Source organism: Mycoplasma sp. 2261 (genome assembly GCF_053851575.1).
Map to the genome: position 1 here is coordinate 41816 of NZ_JBSQAX010000003.1, position 19512 is coordinate 61327.

General features: G+C 27.6%; 13 protein-coding genes. 11 read left to right on the top strand and 2 right to left on the bottom strand.

Annotation, left to right across the window (positions count from 1 at the left end; translation table 4 throughout):
• Window positions 1-15: 15 nt before the first annotated feature.
• Entirely contained in the window at window positions 16-8001 is a 7986-nt protein-coding gene (locus ACWXVM_RS00965) for a hypothetical protein (protein ID WP_455993838.1), read from the bottom strand.
• A gap of 10 nt (window positions 8002-8011) precedes the next feature.
• On the bottom strand, window positions 8012-9454 hold the full coding sequence (locus tag ACWXVM_RS00970) for a TrkH family potassium uptake protein (protein WP_455993840.1): 1443 nt from the start codon (window positions 9452-9454) through the stop codon (window positions 8012-8014).
• A 369-nt stretch (window positions 9455-9823) separates the two neighbouring features.
• On the opposite strand from ACWXVM_RS00970, the gene ACWXVM_RS00975 reads away from it, so the two are divergent.
• The 11 genes from ACWXVM_RS00975 (at window position 9824) to ACWXVM_RS01025 (ending at window position 19476) form a co-directional block, all read left to right on the top strand.
• The gene (locus ACWXVM_RS00975) at window positions 9824-10513 is read left to right on the top strand and encodes an NAD-binding protein (RefSeq protein WP_438340406.1); all 690 of its coding nucleotides are present in this window, start codon (window positions 9824-9826) and stop codon (window positions 10511-10513) included.
• A gap of 31 nt (window positions 10514-10544) precedes the next feature.
• The gene (locus ACWXVM_RS00980) at window positions 10545-11873 is read left to right on the top strand and encodes a C1 family peptidase (RefSeq protein WP_455993842.1); all 1329 of its coding nucleotides are present in this window, start codon (window positions 10545-10547) and stop codon (window positions 11871-11873) included.
• 103 nt (window positions 11874-11976) lie between these two features.
• A complete protein-coding gene (locus ACWXVM_RS00985) occupies window positions 11977-12279 on the top strand; it encodes a 4'-phosphopantetheinyl transferase superfamily protein (protein WP_438340408.1) in 303 nt (100 codons plus the stop codon).
• A 25-nt stretch (window positions 12280-12304) separates the two neighbouring features.
• Entirely contained in the window at window positions 12305-13093 is a 789-nt protein-coding gene (locus tag ACWXVM_RS00990) for a lysophospholipid acyltransferase family protein (RefSeq protein ID WP_455993844.1), read from the top strand.
• A 15-nt stretch (window positions 13094-13108) separates the two neighbouring features.
• Window positions 13109-13915, top strand: a complete 807-nt coding sequence (locus tag ACWXVM_RS00995) for a segregation/condensation protein A (RefSeq protein ID WP_444704840.1) — start codon at window positions 13109-13111, stop codon at window positions 13913-13915.
• Window positions 13905-14525: an SMC-Scp complex subunit ScpB gene (gene scpB / locus ACWXVM_RS01000; protein WP_438340411.1), complete on the top strand. Its 621-nt coding sequence runs from the start codon at window positions 13905-13907 to the stop codon at window positions 14523-14525. The genes ACWXVM_RS00995 and scpB overlap by 11 nt, the downstream gene beginning before the upstream one ends.
• Complete coding sequence (locus tag ACWXVM_RS01005; protein ID WP_455993846.1) at window positions 14518-15351, top strand: pseudouridine synthase family protein; 834 nt, start codon at window positions 14518-14520, stop codon at window positions 15349-15351. Before scpB ends, ACWXVM_RS01005 begins: the two co-directional genes overlap by 8 nt.
• 12 nt (window positions 15352-15363) lie before the next feature.
• Window positions 15364-15666: an Asp-tRNA(Asn)/Glu-tRNA(Gln) amidotransferase subunit GatC gene (locus ACWXVM_RS01010; RefSeq protein WP_444704842.1), complete on the top strand. Its 303-nt coding sequence runs from the start codon at window positions 15364-15366 to the stop codon at window positions 15664-15666.
• Window positions 15656-16984: an amidase family protein gene (locus tag ACWXVM_RS01015; RefSeq protein ID WP_455993848.1), complete on the top strand. Its 1329-nt coding sequence runs from the start codon at window positions 15656-15658 to the stop codon at window positions 16982-16984. The genes ACWXVM_RS01010 and ACWXVM_RS01015 overlap by 11 nt, the downstream gene beginning before the upstream one ends.
• Complete coding sequence (gene gatB, locus ACWXVM_RS01020) at window positions 16977-18404, top strand: Asp-tRNA(Asn)/Glu-tRNA(Gln) amidotransferase subunit GatB (protein ID WP_455993850.1); 1428 nt, start codon at window positions 16977-16979, stop codon at window positions 18402-18404. Before ACWXVM_RS01015 ends, gatB begins: the two co-directional genes overlap by 8 nt.
• A complete protein-coding gene (locus tag ACWXVM_RS01025) occupies window positions 18388-19476 on the top strand; it encodes a YihY/virulence factor BrkB family protein (protein WP_455993852.1) in 1089 nt (362 codons plus the stop codon). The genes gatB and ACWXVM_RS01025 overlap by 17 nt, the downstream gene beginning before the upstream one ends.
• Window positions 19477-19512 lie beyond the last annotated feature (36 nt).

The following is a 19512-nucleotide window of genomic DNA, read 5'->3' on the forward strand; positions in this document are numbered from 1 at the left end:
TTTTTTAGCTAAATCCTAATAGAAATCTTCGGGATTAATTTTATCAAGTCCAGACCATGATGAATTCGAACGTTTATTATTTAATTTCATGAATTTACCATAACCGCCTTCTTTTAAAGTTAGTAAGATATATTCTTTTTTAGAAATCTCATATGCTTGTCCGCCCTCGCTAATCTTATATTTAAATCTAGTTAAATTACCCTTTTCTTTATCATTATAACCAGAACTAGTAATTAAATAAGTAATTGATTCAGGACCATAATTACTATCATCAAAGTAAGTTCATGACTTGACAAATAAAAAACCAGATTCACTTACTGCATAATTAGTAAATTGACGACGATCAATATCTTTTGTAAAATAGCTTTGCATACCTGAAAATTTAGAGCTTAAAAACGGAATGGCCGAAATGTTAGTTCCTTCCTGAATCTCTCATAATAACGAACGAACACCTGTATATAAATTAATTTTTCTTTGACTCACATCACGTTGAGCAATATCGGTTTCACGTCCAAATGTTTCAAAAAGAATATAATCAATCGCTACCTTAAAACGATATAACGCCTGCCATTCAGGTGTCTTAGATCTGACTTTAAAACTACTATCTTGAGTATTTTTATTCTTATAATATTCAATACTTAACATTTTAAAGATTTCATTAATCAATGACAGTGCATCAAGGTCGGGAGAAATATTATCTGGATCATCATTTTGAATGTTACTCGTTGAAGTCGAGTTGCTTAATTGTCCAATACTTACAAAATCAAGTAGAGTATTAATATTAGTACGCTTTGTTGGATCGGGATTCATATTAATGTTTCGCAAGCCATTATATAAAACCGAATCTTTTAAATTACTTTTTCCAAATAATAGATTTATAAGCTTAATCAAGCGAGCACCATTAATAGCCTTAGTTTCACCAACAAAAGAAGCAATAATCTTAAGATCATTAAATGAAAATCCGGCCTTAATTTTTTCAATGGCATCAAGGAGTCATTTGACTGGTTCAAATATTGAGAAATTTTTACTATAGCCAACAATATGATCGATAGTTCTCTTAACAACTTTTCGTTTATAAAAATCAGTTTTGATTAATTCTTTAAAAATAGCGCTAATTAATTCTTTGATAAATGAAATATCTTCGGCTGTAACATTTTCCAATTTTAAATAATTTAATACATGACCAATAACAATCTTCATTAAATCATCGTCTTCAACAACTGCTTCAAGTACTTTTGTTACATTATCTTTTAATTTTTGCGAAACTTTTTCTAATGTTTTAGTTACTATTTCACCAATATTTGCTGCTTGGACTTTTGGTTTTGTTAGAAAATCAGATATAACATCGCTAATTAACGTTTTTAAAATTGGTTTGTCTACAAATTTATCAACTATAGTTTGCAATTCGGACTTAGGTATTAAATCCTGTTTTATTTCTTGCCATTTTATCTTTTTAATTTGGTCTTTAAAGATTGTATGAACAACCTCGATTATTGCTTCCTTGCCAACAGTTTCGCTAGAATCAAGTGAACCATTCAAGCCAGTTAATACATTGAATATTGTGCCTTCAATATTCTTTAAAAACTCTTTTTGTTCATCAGAAATAACTGGATTTAGCACATTTTGAGTGTTATTAGATATTGTATGTTGGTTGTTTATTTGATTAGTCAATTTTGGTATATTTCTTTCCAAATAATGATATAAAGAACTAAATTCTTTAACTAACTGTTCTTTTGATATGTTATTTCCAATAAGTGATTTAAACATATCCTCTATATTTTGGGATGTAAATAAAGCCTTTCAATCGATTTTCTTTAACCCTGAAATTATTTTTGATATCAATATATTTTGATCAAAATGGCCCTTTGGGTCAATAATATCAATGTCAACAAGACTCTCAAAAAGCTTACTTATTATGTCTGATACAATATTTTTATTACCTAGATTTTTAATAATTCTGGTACCCAAGTTAGCAATATTTTCAAACTCGTCGCTAGTTGAATCAAATTTTAATTCTGAATGAATTGCATTCAACACAAATTTAACTAAACTATTAATATACGCTTCATCAGAAGTGGCATTAGAAACAATTTTTTTAATAAAGTCACTGATCGAAGACTTATTTAGGTTCAAAAGTTTCTTAATTAATTCATTTATATTATGAATATTCTCTAATGATTTTTGGTCTAAGGAAATTAGTGTATTAATAAAGTTAGTTATAAGGTCCTTAGTATCTTCCTTATCAAAGATAAATTCAATAATCTTTTCTTTTGTTTTGTCAGCAAAATCTCGAGCGTTTGAGTCAACTTTTAAAATAAGATTTGTTAAAAAGTCTAATTTAGTTTTTACATACTCTTTTATTTTTGGAGATTTACGTATCTTTTGAACTAGACTAGGAATTTCTTTTTTGATAGACTCGCGATCAGAGGCATTTAAAATTGAAAATCCAACTTTAATTAATCTAAAAATATCATTTATATTTATCTTAATTCCCTCTTTTTTATTGAACTCAACAATTGTTTTATTCTTTGATTTTTCTTGCAAAGTAACAGATGGAGTAGCAAAAAGTAACTCTAGCTTATCAAAATTATTTATAACTAAAAGAATAATATTAGCTAAGTCATGCGAGTCTAATCCTGATAAGAATTGGTCTAACTTATCTATGTTTATTTTATTAAATATACTAATAAAGTCGAACGCACTATTAAAGTTATATTTCTCAAAATTGAATTGATATTGGTTAATATTTTTAACTAATAATTTAATAGCAGATTTAGTTATAGCGTTGCTTATATTAAGATCTGGAAGGAAATTAATTGCCTTGTTAAATATTGCTTTTAGCGATTCTTTTTGGCCGTTTTTAAATTCAATGCCATTAAGTTTTTCGGCAACAAATTCAACTAAGAAATTAGCAATTGATTGCTTTAATTGTTCGCTTTCTTTTGATAATAAAATATCATTTAGAATTAAGTCTACCTTTTTAATTATCCAATCCTCGTTAACTATGAAGAAATTCTTAAATCAGCCTTCAAAAGAATCTACATTCCTTAGGACATCCTCAAGCAATAATTTTTCAATAATTTCATTGATATTTTGCGAAACAAAATCATTATATTTTAGATTAATAAGATCTTTCGTGTCTTTAATTATTGAAGTAAGAGCTCCTTTTGAATGTTCTCCTAAATTTAAATTAGATAAATTTATATTATCAAACATATTATTAATCAATTGTTTAGGATTAATATTTTTTAAAATAAATTCTAAAAACTCTTTTTTGCCTAACAATACTTTTAAAGTTTCTACAAGTTTTTTTTCACCTAGTGCCTTCTTGTCTTGTTTTATAATTAAAAGATCAAAAATTTGTTCTATATTTTCCTTATTAAAACTAAATGTTTGTTTAAGGGCATCACTCAATTTTTTTTGGAAATCAATATAACTTGATGTATCTGTTAATTCGCTGAGTTTTTCTTCCAAATTATTCTTTAATTTATGGATTAAAGGATTGTTTGAAATAGATTTTAATAATGATTTTAGGTAATTAAGAACTGTTAGATCTTCATTGCCACTTAATTTTATGTTTACTTGTTGTTTTACTAAACTAATTAGATATCTGGCAATCACATCCAGCAATTCCTCGTCACCCAATATACGGTCTAAATTGGTTTTAATGAAATTTAATAAATTATTTGTTTTAACATTTTTAAATAATTTAATCGCAAGTTTATTTGCATCTAAAACTATTGGTTTGTCATCGGCAAATAAACTATTTAAAATCAAAACTAAACCTTGTTTATTTTCTTCATTTAATAAAAGGCTATATGACTTGTTAATAATTAGGCTGGCTAATAGTGAATAATCTCCTTTATTATTTAATATTTCCTTAATAACTGTCTGATTGCCATTTTTAAGAGATTTAGATAGTAAATCAGATAAGAATTTCTTAAAACCTTCATTTTCTTTTAGATCGTAGATAGCATCAACTAAATAAGGTATTAATTCCTTCTTATTTTCAGAAGAAAGTTTGTTCAATATCTTTTGAAATATACCTAAAATTTTTTCAACATTAATGTTTGGAATAGTTTTTTTAGTTGGTTCTTGCAATGAAGATGCTGTAGATTCATCATTTGTTGACTTCTCGTTCAAAGCAAAAAGATGCACAGCATTTAGAAGGAGAGTTTTTAATAATGTTTTTAGCTCATCTTTTGATATCTTGTTAATAAAGAAATCCTCAGATGCTTCAACAATTTTTATAATATCTAAATCATCAATAAAGTCAACAATTTTTGCTCAGTCATATTTATTAAAATCAATACCAAATTTCTTAATATTTGAAGTCATTGTATTTAATAAACTTTCGACCAATGGCCCAAATATTTTTTTATCCTTAACAAAGGCAATTGCTTTTTTGACTATCGATTTGATGTTTCCTTGTTCACTAACACTTAATTTTTTGTAATTAATTTGAGTAGAAATTAAATAAACAACTATATCAACAGTTTTTTGCTCGCTTTGTTGATTAACCAAAATAACATTGTTTATTATGTCTAAAATAAATTCCTTCAAAAATTCCTTATTTTCATTAATTAATAAGAAAAATAATTCATTTAAATTTTTTACATTTTTAATTTTTTCATTTGAAACTGAATTTTTAATTAATTCCTTAATTTTTGGATTTATCTTGTCATCTCATCTTTTAATTATTAATGCCAATACATTATTTAATAACCCTTTAACATCATCTCTAACATTTTGGGGCAGCTTTGCAAAATCAATCTTTTTGGGGATATCCGCAACAATTTTTTTAAGATTTAGCTTGTCAAGAATAAAATCAACATTATTTTCATTTTTTAAAAATATTGATAAAACATTAATAAATTTGTTGAATCCATCTTTTTCTTTTGTATTCTTTAGGCTTAAAAAATCAAGAAACATTTGTATTACACCGGGGTTTGTTGATTCAATCAAAAGATTGCTTAATTCTTCTTTTAGATATAAACCCAGCTTATCAAAAGTGTCAACTTTTGATATATCAATTTTTTTAGTTATCTTCTTAAAATTATCAATAAAGTGTTTAAATAAGTTTGAATCCTTAATGTTTCTTAAAATGCTTTGTATATAAGTTTCGATCAGTTCTTTTTCAACATTGGTTAGTTTTACATTTAACGATGAATTAATGTATGAGGTAAGAACATTCACTAATAATTTAGTATTTTCCTTACTCGATATTTGTTGCAATAAAGTCTCCACTAATGTTATCAATCCATTTTCTTGCACTCTTTTTAAGGTTGAAACAACAAAAGCAAATAGTGAACTTTTGTCATATAACTTGCCATTATCAACAATGTCATTTACCAAAAATTTTAGCTTATCAATAATTATCTTATTATTAACTGATTTATATAATGAAGAATAACTAGACTTTACAAACTCTTCTATATTATTAAATTCGGGATTTGCTGATAGTATTTGTTTCTCATAACCTTGTTTTTTAATGAAATTAATTAATGGATGTATAACAACATAGTCCCCAAGTCTATCTAAAATTTGGTTAAATAAACTACCCTTTGCAGTGATATCATCAATCAATAATGAAAATAAGTCTTTTATATAGTTCTTACCTGTTATATTCAAAATGTTATCAGAATTATTTGCAATATTTCTAAGCAATGTAAGCATAGCTTCTCTCGTTTGATCATCAAGCAGGTTACTTATATTATTTGAATTTATTATGTTTTCCGCTTGCACTAATCCAACTCCGAGATATTTTATTCCATTATAGTATTTATTAAGATCAATATTAGGCGTTCTAGGAACATTGCTAATTAAAGCAAAAAAGACACGATTATTTTTATTGGCATCCTTTGTATTAAATAGCAACCCCTTAACAAATGCTTTAATAAATGAATGTGTATCTAACAACTTATTATCTTTGTATGAATCGAGTGTAGTTTCTACAAAAAGATCAAGAAGTTCATATGAATACTTAAAATCCTTTAGATTTTCCACTGTTGTTTGAATGAAATATTTAATGTCATCAAGTCTTTCTTGCGGCACTCTATAAACATTTTTTAAGGAGGTTGCAATCTTATCAATAATCTTTTTTAGAGATCCCTTATCTTTGGTTAATCAATCAACAATTGCTTGAAATAGAGAAATAATTTCTTTCTTAGAGTCCCTCAAAATATCATTTATGAAACCATCAAAATTAGTATTAGCAAAATATAATTCGCTTTTGCTTAATAAATTATCCACTGCCTTATTAACAAGATTGTCAAATTTTACAACTATATTTTTATCTATTGTTTTCTTATCTCATAATGGCAATAGCTCTTGTGGAAATAGTTGCTTAATAGATTTATTTGAAAATAATATTTTAATTAATGACGCTAAATTTTGTCTAATAAAAACCTTATTTTCAATTTTAGATAAATAGTTAGAATTTAATACTGATTTTAAGATTAAGTATATACTGTTTTTATCTTGAAATTCTTGCGTAAGAATTTTCCTAATTTCAGATGTTAAAGTATTTTGAGGAGATTTTTTTGCCAATAATTGTGAAACCTTGATATTTGCCTTATTAAGAAAGTGTTGAACATAAACTGAATCAAACAGCTGTTCAAATAATGAAACTATTAAATTATTTTTATGATTAGATATCAATGAATTTATTAATTCATTAAATCATGTTTTTGCCTCTTTATCATTAATGCCAATAATTGAAAGAACGTTATCAATAAAAGTTTTAAGTTGTTCATTATTTAGCATTTTTATTTTACTACTAAATTCAGCCAAAACAGTTTGAGCAAAAACATTGCTTGATTCAGAAGCAATAAGACTACTATTTTTTGAATTTTTTTCAAATGGATACGGTTTCTTAAATGTATCTACATTATTTCCAACTACTCCAAAAATTAATGATTTAATTGTTGTTGCTTTTTTTATAAATGAAATTGCTTTATTGTGATTTGAAAATTCATTGTTATTGAATAATGAATTATATTCTGTAATATTTGTAGACATTTTTGCAAATATGTCTTGCGCAAGTTTTTTATAACCGTTGACACTTGGAAAGATACTTAAATAATCAGTCGAAAATTGTTCAGCATTTTCATAAATGCTATTTTCAGATGAAAAACTATAATAGTTTAAACTCTCACTGTCGGCGATATTGCTAATTGTTTTATTCAATAAATCTGTTGTTGTTTTCAAAACGTTATTTTGAAAATTACCTTGAATATTGATAGTATGAATTAAGGGCGCACTATATCCAATTAGATTGATATTTATATTAGGATTTATTTGTTTTATTTCCCTAACTATCTCTGTATAATTTTTTGACAATTGTGCAATTCTTGCTGAAATAATTTTATTATAGCCTACAATAAATTGATTTTCTTCTTTTTTATCTTTAAATTGTCTTAATACTAATGACAAAATTTCATCTTTCTTAAAGATATCATTAAATCCTAATGAAATGGTTATAAAATTTGATTCTTTAATATTACTAATAACCTTTTCACTATTCAAATTAGCATTATACAAACCTAATTTTTTATTTAGATTTATTACCTCATTAAATTCATTTAAATTGCTAGTATTGGTTGGTTTTAATAAATGCAATCAAGCATCAGTAGTAGAATAAGATAAACCTAGATTTTCATATCTATTTAATATTGTTTCATCATCATTGATTAGCGAGATTGAATTAGCTAAATATGAGGCATATGAAATTCCGTATACTTCATTATCTTCTTTGCTAAAAAAGTTATTACTATGAGCATTAAAACTATTATTATTTCCAGCTGCATAATCATCACCGATGGCAACATAATTTATTTTTCCGCTAACTGGTTTTTGAATATTTTTCTTTTGAATTTTAGGTTTTGCTTGATCTGGTGCTTTTTTATTATCACAAGAAATAGAAGTAATTGGGATTACTAATCCAAGTGATAAACCAACAGTTATTTTAGTAACTTTTTTAATCATTTCTTTCGTTTTCATGAGAAACCTCCTAACCAATCGATACATCTTCATAGATATATTGATAGTATTCTGGCGCTTTTCTTCCTCGACCAAATATTTTGATAGTCTGAGGAATACCAAATTGCCCAATTATCATGATAAAAATAAGACTTAATTTGCCAGCAATATGCAAGTTGTGTGAATTTGAAGATAGTCCTGTTGTCAAACCAGTATTACCAAAAGCTGAGCATGCTTCAAATGTTGCAAAAATAATTGGATAATTAACATCACCAATTTGTTTAGTTTGAGTCGGAAGAGTTGAATAACTAACAATTGATACAATAAATATCAAGACAATAGATAGAGTAAAAACATTAACTGCTTTAATAAGAGTTTCCTTACCAATTTGTCTCTTAAAGGCGTTAATTCTACTGCGGCCAGTCATCATTGTAACTATGCTTAGAAAAATAACTGCTATTGTTGTATTTCGAATACCACCTGCAGTTGAAACTGGTGAAAAGCCGATAAACATAAGGATGCTATGTAATAAAACGGTTGAGTGTGTAAAATTATAGTAATTTACAGTTGAAAAACCAGCAGATCTAGTTGAACTAACTTGAAAGTATATAGCAAATAGTTTGTCGCCCACAGTTCCATATTCCTTTTGATATCAAAAAGTAGTTTCTGATTTAGAACTATATTCCAATATAACACTTATGCTAAAACCTAATACAGTAGTAATTAGATAAGTTATTATTGTAAATTTAGTGAATAAATTAAATCTATGATGTGGTTGGTCTAACTTGACTGATTGAATTTTTTTTCATATATCATAAATCACTGGGAAGCCTATTCCGCCAATCAAAAAGGTTATTATTGTCACTATTTGAAAAGCATAATCATTATAAAAAGGTTGTAAACTCTTATTTCCAAACAAGTCAAATCCCGCATTATTTATTGAGCTAATCGCATGAAAAAATCCATACTTTAATGATTGAAGAAAGTTATTATATGGTATCTCATTAGCCTTCAAAACGACTTTATTATTAAACAATAAAGGGCTAGTTTCTTTTAACTCTTGTGTTATAAAATTTGAATTTGGTCTCAAATATAAAAGCATTGTAAAGATAAATGAAGCAACAGCAGTTGTAATAATTAAGAACGAAATTGCTATCTTAATCATCTTTCTTGTTTCACTAACAGTTATAGAACCTCTTTCTGTTTGAGAAACCATATTGCTAAAGATGTTAGATCTCAAACCCAATATAGATTGAAAAATGTAAATCTTAAATGTAAATATTCCAATTCCACCAACAACCATACTTAAGGCAATTAAAAACTGGCCAAAGGTATTAAATGTATCGGATGTGACTAATGGCGTTAGCCCGGTGTCGCTAAATGCTGATGAAGATACGAAAAGTGCATCTATATATTTAACTGGTTCCTTTATATCGGCCTTATGGGATATGTTTCAGAATAACAAAAGTGACATAAGAATAGTAAATAAGATATATATTATAAAAATATATCTTACCACCCCAAGCTTACGTAAAAATCTTAGGAAAATATTAGTTTTTTTAGGTATATGATGCTTTTTTATCATTGCTATATTATATAGCAAAAGGTAAAAAAATATATTTTTGGTGAAATTGACTAAAAAAATTTAAATGTTAAAATTTAAAAAGGCAACTTAAATTAAAAAGAAAAATTTAATAATTTATATCTGCAGACAACTAGATTGAATAGTTCAATCATTTGCTAGGGTTATCTTTTTGAAATTACTTTACTTTATTTAAATATAAAAGTCTTAAAATTTATTAGTATATGATTTTGTAATCATCAAAATAGTTTAGGAGAAAATATGAAACTTTTTAAAAAGGCAAGGGAAATTTGTGTAATCGGCATTGGCCGTTTTGGACAAGCGGTTGTAAGAAAACTTCTTTTAGATAGAACGAACAATATTCGATTAGTACTAATTGACCAAGATGAAAAACACCTTCTACCATTTAAAGATGAAGTTGAAAACATTTACGTCGCTGATTGTGCTGATAAAAAAACTCTTGAATCAATTAATGTTAAGGAATTTGATGTCGTTATCGTTGCGACATCAGACAACATTGAAATTGTTGCAGCGCTAGCAGAAATAGGTGTGCAAACAGTAATTGCAAGAGCATCAAATTCTCGTCATTCACGTGTCTTAAAACAAATTGGTGTCAAGTGAATTGTTTCTCCAGAGGAAGAAGCAGGAACAAAAACAGCTATCCTAGTTTCGGATAATGCTTTGACAAATTTTTCGGAATGTATTACTGAAATTCAAGATGGATTTGTTAGTTCAAAAGTCGGGATTAAAAATCATGAAATAATTGGCAAGAAAATTAGAGAAACAGAATTTAGAAGCAAATACTCCGTATCAGTTTCATTAATTCAAAGAGGCGAAAGTTGATTTCTTCCTAGCGGCGACTTTGAAATAGAAAATGGTGACCTAATTACGTTTATTGGTAAACTTGAAGATATTATAAGAGTGACGGAATTTTGTACCAAATCAAAATAATCTAAATAAAATAAGGAGAAAATATAAAAATATGTCAGAAATTAATTTTGAATTAATTAACAAGTTTGAAGAAAATTATGAAAATAATATGAATAACAAAATTATTGAATCAGCCATTTTTAAAAATGGATTAAAACAAAGCTCAATAAACAATGAGGCAATAAAAAAACATAATTTTGTTTTTTCTCATGAAACAAAAGTAGGGAATATTACTAATCAAAAAGCGTCAGGAAGATGTTGAATTTTTGCTGGCTTAAACTCTATTAGAACTAAACTAATGGAAGAATTTAATGTTGAATCATTAGAACTTTCACAAAACTATATTCATTTCTTTGATAAATTAGAAAAGGCAAATTTCTACTTAAATTGAATTGAAAATGAAGGACTAAAATTAGAGAATGAAGATCGCCTATTTAGATATTTTAATACTAACCCAGTTTCAGATGGTGGCTATTGAGATTTCTTTACAAATCTTATTAAGAAATATGGAATTGTAACAAAAGATGCAATGAATGAATCATTCAGTTCTGAAGCCACGAGTGAAATGGTAGAACAAATTAATTGAAGATTAAAGGCTTATACTGCTAAGATGAGACAAACATTTTTGCAAACAAATGATTTAAATAAAGTTTCTTTACTAAAAGAAAAAGCACTAGAAGATGTTTATAACATTTTAGTAAAATCATTAGGTAAACCACCAAAGGAATTCAAATTCGAATATATGAATAAGGATAAAAAATATGTATCATTAGATAAAATGACACCAGTTGAGTTTTATCAAAAATACCTAAGCAAACATATTGAAACAAAAATCACTCTTGTATCTGATCCGAGAAATAAGTTTCCACATAATTCTGTTATCCAAGCCCCTCTATGCAATAATATGGTTGGCGGTACTCCCTTAACAATGATTAATATTGATATCGAGATAATGAAAAAAGTTATGATTAATCAAATTAAAGCAGGGGACCCAGTATGATTTGGATGCGATGTTTCTACATTTGGAAATAGAGAGGGCATCCTAGATTCCGAACTTTACAATTTTGATCTAACACTAACAAAAACGCCAGACTTCTCAAAAGCTGAAAAATTCGAATCAAGAGCTTCAGTAATTGCTCATGCAATGAATATGGTAGGAGTAAACCTAGATTCCCAAGGAAAAGCAATTAATTGAAAGGTCGAAAATAGTTGAGGAAGCGATCGGGGATCAAAAGGTTTTTGGTCAATGAGCGACCAATGATTTACTGATTATAATTACATGGCTATTGTTGATAAAAAATATTTAGATAAAGAAATAATTGAATCATTTAATAAACCTATTTTTACGATTTCTCCATTTGATCCACTATGTGATGAATAATTAATAGCAAAATACCAGTTTAATAGCTTGGTATTTTTTTCCTTTTGTAATCATAATATTTATTAATTAAATTATAATTAATAATTATTTATTAAGGAGTTTTATGATTTCAATTGATATGGCTAAAATTAATAGATTTATAAATATATCCACCAACGCCATTAAAAAAATTTTACACCCAATTGAAATTGAAGAATATTTAAAAATCAGCGACTCTAAAAAACCAATATTTTTAGCAACCAGATGAGCATTAAAAGAGTGCATATTCAAAATTGACAATTCAATATTCAGTTTTAAAAACATACTAATCAAAAAAACGAATGCTGGAAGATATACATATGCCAATTACCAATTATCTACAACTAGTGAAGATGGTTATGTTGTTGCTGTTGCATTTAAATCCTAAAAAATAAAACAAGGAGAAAAAACTTATGACACTAAAAACAAGAAAATTTCTTAGATTTATTCCTTTACTACACAACTTTGTGAGACTTTTGGCAAAAGCAAAAAGAAATAGAGTAATGCCAGATTATTATAAAGACGTGGAAAAACAACATTTTATCCACAAATATAGTTCAAATATTTTGCGACACCTGAATGTCGAGGTTGAAGTTGAAGGATTTGAAAATATTCCAAGTGGGCCTTGTTTCTTAACGCCTAATCATTCAACTTATCTAGATCCTTTAATTATTGCTTCAGCTTTATGAAACCATGGTAATGGCGAAAGAAAATCAAAACCAATGACATTTGTTGCTAGAGAGGAAGCTAAACAAAAGAAATCAATTTACAAAATTAGTCAACTAATTAGCACCTTTTACATAAATACACAAAAGCCAAAGGAAGCGTTAGCAATTCTAAGAGATTTTGGGCAATATGTTAAAAAACACCAAACTTGTGGTGTTATTTTCCCTGAAGGCACTAGAACAAGAGATGGCAAGATAGCTCATTTTAATAGTGGTGTATTTCTAACAGCTCAATCAACCTACATTCCCCTTGTACCAGTAACAATAAATAATGCAGCTAATGCTCTTGATAATAAAAGACGAGGAAAGCTTGTTGTTAAGGTAATTTTTCACCCTTCAATAAAACCTCAACAATTTCAAACATTAGATAAAAAAGATTTTGCTAACTGAGTTAAAAATATTGTTTCAAGCAAATATCAAGATCAAAATATCTCATCAGATGAAACCATAAAAAATACTTTTACGAAAAGAAAATAGAGAATAATCAATATTATGAACCATACAAACACACCAAAATCAGGTAAATTATCTTCAGAAGATGACAAAAAAATAAACACAAGTACCGAAAGCGATAAACATATTTTTAAACTTTCTAATTTTGATGGTCCACTTGACCTTTTAGTAACGCTAATAAGAGAAAAGAATATTAGTATTTTTGAGGTAGATTTAATTGAATTGACTGCTCAATATTTAGAAATTATTAAACACATAGAAAGTTATGAAATTGATCTTGCATCAGAATATTTAGTTATGGCTGCAACACTAGTTCAATTAAAAGCAAGGATGTTACTACAAGACCCAGAAGCAGAAGAAGAAATCAAACAAGAAAAGAAAAGATTGCTTGAACAAATTGCGGAATATGAAAAGTTTAAGGAAATTTCCTCAATATTAAAAAAACAAGAAGAACAAAGACAAAACTTGTTTTCAAAAGAACCAGAAGAAACCGAGGAATTTGTTAAAGAAGTTGATTCAACAATTCTTGATGGACATTCTAATAGCTCGAAGTTAGTTATAACATTAAGAAAAATGTTTGAACGAACATATTCGGAATTAATTAGAAATATTACTATATCAACAGTTGCTGTAAATCCTGAGGATCAAAAAAAGAGAATAATCAGTCTTTTTGTTGATAAAAATGAGGTTATGTTTAATGAGATTTTTAATGTACCAACAATAGGCCATTTTGTCATAACAATGTTGGCCGTTTTGGATCTCGCAAGACAACAAATTGTTATTTTAGAACAAGATGTTGATGAAGGTATTATCAAATTTACAAAAGGAATAGAATATGAAGAATAAAATAATTGAAGCACTACTATTCGTTCAAGGAAGTGAAGGATTAAGTTCGGAACAAGTGAAAGATATTTTTAAATTAAACACCATCCAAGAAGGCAGAAAAATATTAAGAGATTTCAAGACTTTTTTTAATAACCAAGATCATGGTATTAAGGTTTATGAATTCAATGATGTTTATAAATTTCTTACAGTTGAGGCTGTAAAGGAATATATATCTGAACTAGTTACAATTGTCAAGAAACAAAGACTTTCAAATGCAGCTATTGAAGTAGCTGGAATTGTTGCATATAAACAACCAGTAACTCGTTCAATGATTTCAAACATTAGAGGTGTTGTTAGTGACGGAATTGTTGCAAGTTTATTAGAAAAAGGAATTATTGAGGAGGTAGGTGTAGCTCAAACCCCAGGTAATCCCATCATTTATGGAATAACTAACAAATTTTATGATTATTTTAAAATTAAAACACTAGCTGAACTTCCTCCTTTTCCTGAATTTAGCCGCTACTCGAATATCGAAGAAGAAATGGCTGATGAAAATTTTGACTTATTTGATTCTCAAAGAGTCGACGCATCCAATAATGAATTATTTGTAGAGGAAACATATAATGAATAAATTTAGAGCAAAAAAAGATGATGTGGATCGTATTCTTTATAAATACATATTAAAAGTATGTGACAATGTCCCGAAATCACGAATTGAAAAAATTTTCCGTGAAAAAGACATAAGAGTAAATGGAGTTAAAACTAACGATAAACAATATAAATTACAGTTAGACGATGAAATTATTGTTTATGGAATCTCTGAAATTCAAAAACCAAAAAAGAGAAATACTGCAAATATTAATTTTAAAGTTATATATGAGGATAAAAATATTTTAATTGTTGATAAAGCAATAAACATTGCAATGCATTCAGAAGAAAATTGCCTAGATGACCAAGTTCATAAATATCTAAATTTTAAAAAAACTTCTTCTTTTGTACCGGCTTCAATCGGCCGAATTGATAAAAAAACTAGTGGTTTAGTGGTATATGCAAAGAACTATAAAACCTTAGTAGTTTTTGATGAGTATCAAAAATATTTTGAAAAAATTTATCAATTTGTTGCAGACTTTAACGAAGAAAAGCTTGACATAACTGTACGCCTTGAAAAAGATATTAAAAATGAAAAAATGCGAGTAAATCCAGATTTTGGAATAAAAGCTAGAACCATCTTCTTCAAGGAAGGAAACCGTAGTTACGCTCAAATTGTTACAGGAAAAAAGCACCAAATCAGGGCTACTCTTGAATATCTAAAATCTCCAATTTTGGGAGATACTAAATATGGTGGAAAAAAAGCAAAAAGATTATATTTGCATTCATATTCAATAAAATTTCAAAATTTACCTGATGAATTTAATGAATACAATAATCAAATTTTTATATCTCAACCGCGTTGATAAAAAGGACCAAAAATGAACGATGAAGAACTAAAAACAATAGCAAATAATTTATTACTAGACCCATCTGATGAAGTTATTAATATGGCCAAAAAATTATTAGATTCAATTAACCAATCGCTAACTGATCTTGACGAAATAAATCTAGCCAATATAAAACCGTTATCGCATATCAACGAATCTAAAATTTCTTTTAATGATTTAAGAGACGACGAAATATGTGATTGCACTAAAATTGACAAAGAAAAACTTCTTAAAAACGCATATAATAGCAATGAAGATCTAGTTATTATGAAAAGAGTTGTTCATGAAGAATAAAAATATTCAAAATATAATTGATAAATTATTACAAGATGATAATAATGCTATATCCTACATTTTCAAAGATGCTAAATTAAATGATAGTAGTCTTCCACTATCCAATACAATATACACAATAAAGGATAACTATGCTGACATAAATGTTGAATGTAAAGCCTCGAGCTTGTTTTTGTGCAATTTCAGACCAGGATATAAAGCTAGTGTTATTAAATTGCTTGAAGAAAATGGGTCAACATGTGTTGCTAGAACAAATCTTGATGAATTCGGTCTCGGGGGATCGGGGGAGTATTCTGCCTTTGGTTTAATAAAAAATCCTTTAAATAAAGAATATCTAGTTGGTGGATCATCGTCAGGAGCTGCTGCCACTTTTAGTAAAGATATTGACTTTGCAATTGGTTCAGATACCGGAGACTCTGTAAGAAAACCTGCTTCAAATATCGGTGAGATTGGATTTAAACCATCATATGGAGCAATTAGCAGATATGGACTTTTTGCATTTGCCTCTTCATTAGATACTGTGGCTTATTTTACACACAACATTAAGGACCTAATAAAATTATCATCAATATTGTATAAGCAAGATCTGAAAAATGATTTAACTTCAATTGATCTTAGCTTTAAATATGATGAGATTAAAGAAGAAAAGCCAAAATCTATTGCCTATTTAGATTGTTTTGATAAACTTAATCCAGAAATTGCTAAATCATACAAAAACTTTCTTAATGTGATGGAAAAAGATGGAATTAAACTAATTAAAATTAAAGAAAATATAAAGATTCTTAACTCAATAGATGTAGTTTACAAAATAATAGCCTTTTCAGAAGCATCTTCAAATCTCGCCAATCTTACTGGTGTTTCCTTCGGATTAAGAGAAGAGGGCAAAGATTGGATTGATACATTCAAAAAAACCAGATCAAAATATCTGGGCAAAATGGTTCAATCACGTCTAATTCTAGGATCTTTTTTTCTCAAAGCCAATAATCAAATTAGATACTTTGTAAAAGCCAAAAAGATGCGAAGAGTCTTGGTTGAATATTTTGAAAATATTCATAACACAGCTGATGTTTTTGTTTATCCTGCCTCTAATGATGTTGCTCCCAATATTAAAAATGGGTCAAAATATAAATCATATTTAGATTTTATTTTAACTTATGCAAATCTAGTTGGGAATCCATCATTAACAATGAAACTTGGTATTGATTTAAAAAACCATTTACCATTCAATATTGCTTTTGATACAAAAAGAAATAATGACAAAAAGTTATTTAGCCAAGCATTATATTTTGAAAAAAAACTAGGAGAAATAAATGGATAAAAATTGAGAATTAGTTATTGGTATTGAAATACATATTGAACTTAATACAAAAACTAAAATGTTTTCATCACAACCTAATCTTTATACATCCAACCCTAATATTTATGTATCGCACATTGATTTAGCATATCCTGGTTCATTACCGATCGTAAATAAACAAGCCATCATTAAGGGAATAAAATTGGCAAAAGCTTTAAATATGGAAATCGACCATAATATTCGTTTTGATAGAAAAAACTATTTTTATCCAGATTTAACAAAAGGCTACCAAATTACACAACAATTTAATCCAATTGGCAAAAATGGAAAAATAAAAATTAAAGTCAATAATGAATGAAAAGATATTGAAATTGAGAGAATTCACCTAGAGGAAGATACAGCTAAATCTCTTCATGAAGGCAATCAAACCTTACTAAACTACAATCGTTCAGGTGTTCCGTTAATCGAGATTGTCTCTAATCCAGTTCTTCATAGTGCTAAAGAAGCGGTCGCATATGTTGATGCAATAAGAAAAATTGTGCTAGCTCTTGACATTTCCGATGCCAAAATGAATGAAGGTAGCTTAAGAGTTGATTTAAATATTTCTGTTAGAAAAAAAGGAACTAATGACCTAAACACAAGAGTTGAAGTAAAAAATTTAAACTCAATTTCCAATATTGAAAAAGCAATAGAATATGAATATAATTGGCAAACATCATGTTATGAAAGCGGCCAAACTTTCTCGCAACAAACAAAAAGATTTGATGAATCTAAACTAAAAACTATAACAATGCGTTCAAAATCTGACTCAATTGATTATAAATATTTTCCAGACCCCAATATCCCTTGTATCGAACTAAAACCAGAATTTGTTGATAGCATTACCATTGAAGAACTACCATATGAAAGAGAAATGCGTTATCTAAAATATGGGTTAAATAATGTTCAAATTATGCAATTAATTGAAAATATGGAATATGCAAGTTTCATTGATGTGCTCAACACAACAGATTTTAAAAAGAGCGTGAATATTTTCTTTGCCGAAATCGTTTCATTTCTAAATCAGAATAATTTGTTATTATCAAAGCTAAAACTAAATATTGATGTTATGTCAAAAATCATTCAATATGCAATAGATGAAAAAATACAAAAGACCAGCATAAAAACCATCCTAAGTATTTTAATTAATCAAAACGAAAACAATGATATTGATGAAATAATTAAACAAAATAACCTTTTCATTGAACACAAGGAAATTTCATTAACAGATATTATTAAAGAAATTTTAAATGAATTCCCAACTTTAAACAAAGAATTTGAAATAAATTTCAACAGAGCTTCAAAATTTATGCTTGGCCAAGTAATGAAAAAAACTGCTGGGAAAGCAAATGCAATTGAGCTAAGCCAAATAATTAAGGATCTTTATGAAAAAAAGGAATAAAAACTTACTCCAGACCGGTTGAAATAATGATAAAAACCAAGAAAAAAAACTAAATAATAATGCTAATTCTATTTCAGCAAAACAAGTAATAAAAAATAAAAATAAACAAAACTTTTTTGAAAAGGTTTTAAAGGCAATTATATATGGGATTCTCTTTGTTGCTATTCCAAATTACTTGCGAAGTTCGAAAGTAAAAGGAAAAGAAATAGTTAGATCGACATATGCTAAAATAAACTCAAATGAATTTGCCTTTGTTCCAACAGGATACGCAATGTACCTTTTTCTTTCATTTATACCGACTCTAGGTTTAGTTATAGGAATTATTGGAGCAATAAATTCTCAGTTAGAGATTGTTATCAAAGTCACAATTCTAGGCCAGCTAATTCCCGGTATTGAAAACGTTATTCCGGCATTTTCAGAAATTTGAAGTAGCCCAGGCGGAATTGCTGCATTTATTTTTCTTACCATATCTATATTGTGAATATCATCAAAGGGCTATAGCAAATTTATTTGATCATTTGATGCTCTATACGAACAAAAAACTTCATCCTCAATGTGGAGAACACGAATCAAGGGATTTATAACAAGCATAATTATCACAGTATTACTCGTAGTTTTTTTATTAGTTACATCAGCTTTTCTTAACTTTATATTAAAGAATGTATTTAGTATTAATGTTGATCACACAACAACACTTAAAATGTTGCCCTGAGAATTTCAACTTATTTTTTGAATTCCAACAGTTTTATTTTTACCCATAATAACATATGTAGCATTTTTATTTTTCTTTAAATTTGCACCTAACTTTAAACTAAAATTTTCACATGTAAATCCCGGCGCACTAATAGTAACAGTGCCAACTACCCTATACATTTTAATTTTTGGATCTCTAACCTCAGTATTTGATTATAAGAAATTTGGTGTTGTCGCATCATTTATGTATATCATTTTATTACTAAGTGTTATGTCGTATTTTATCTACACTGGCGTAATAGTTAATTCTAGCTTTTATAAAACTTTTATTAATTTACCCATTCTCGAGAAAAATAAGTGATTTTCAAGAAAATATTAGCAAAGCATAACCATACTTTATAAGTAGTTTCAGAAT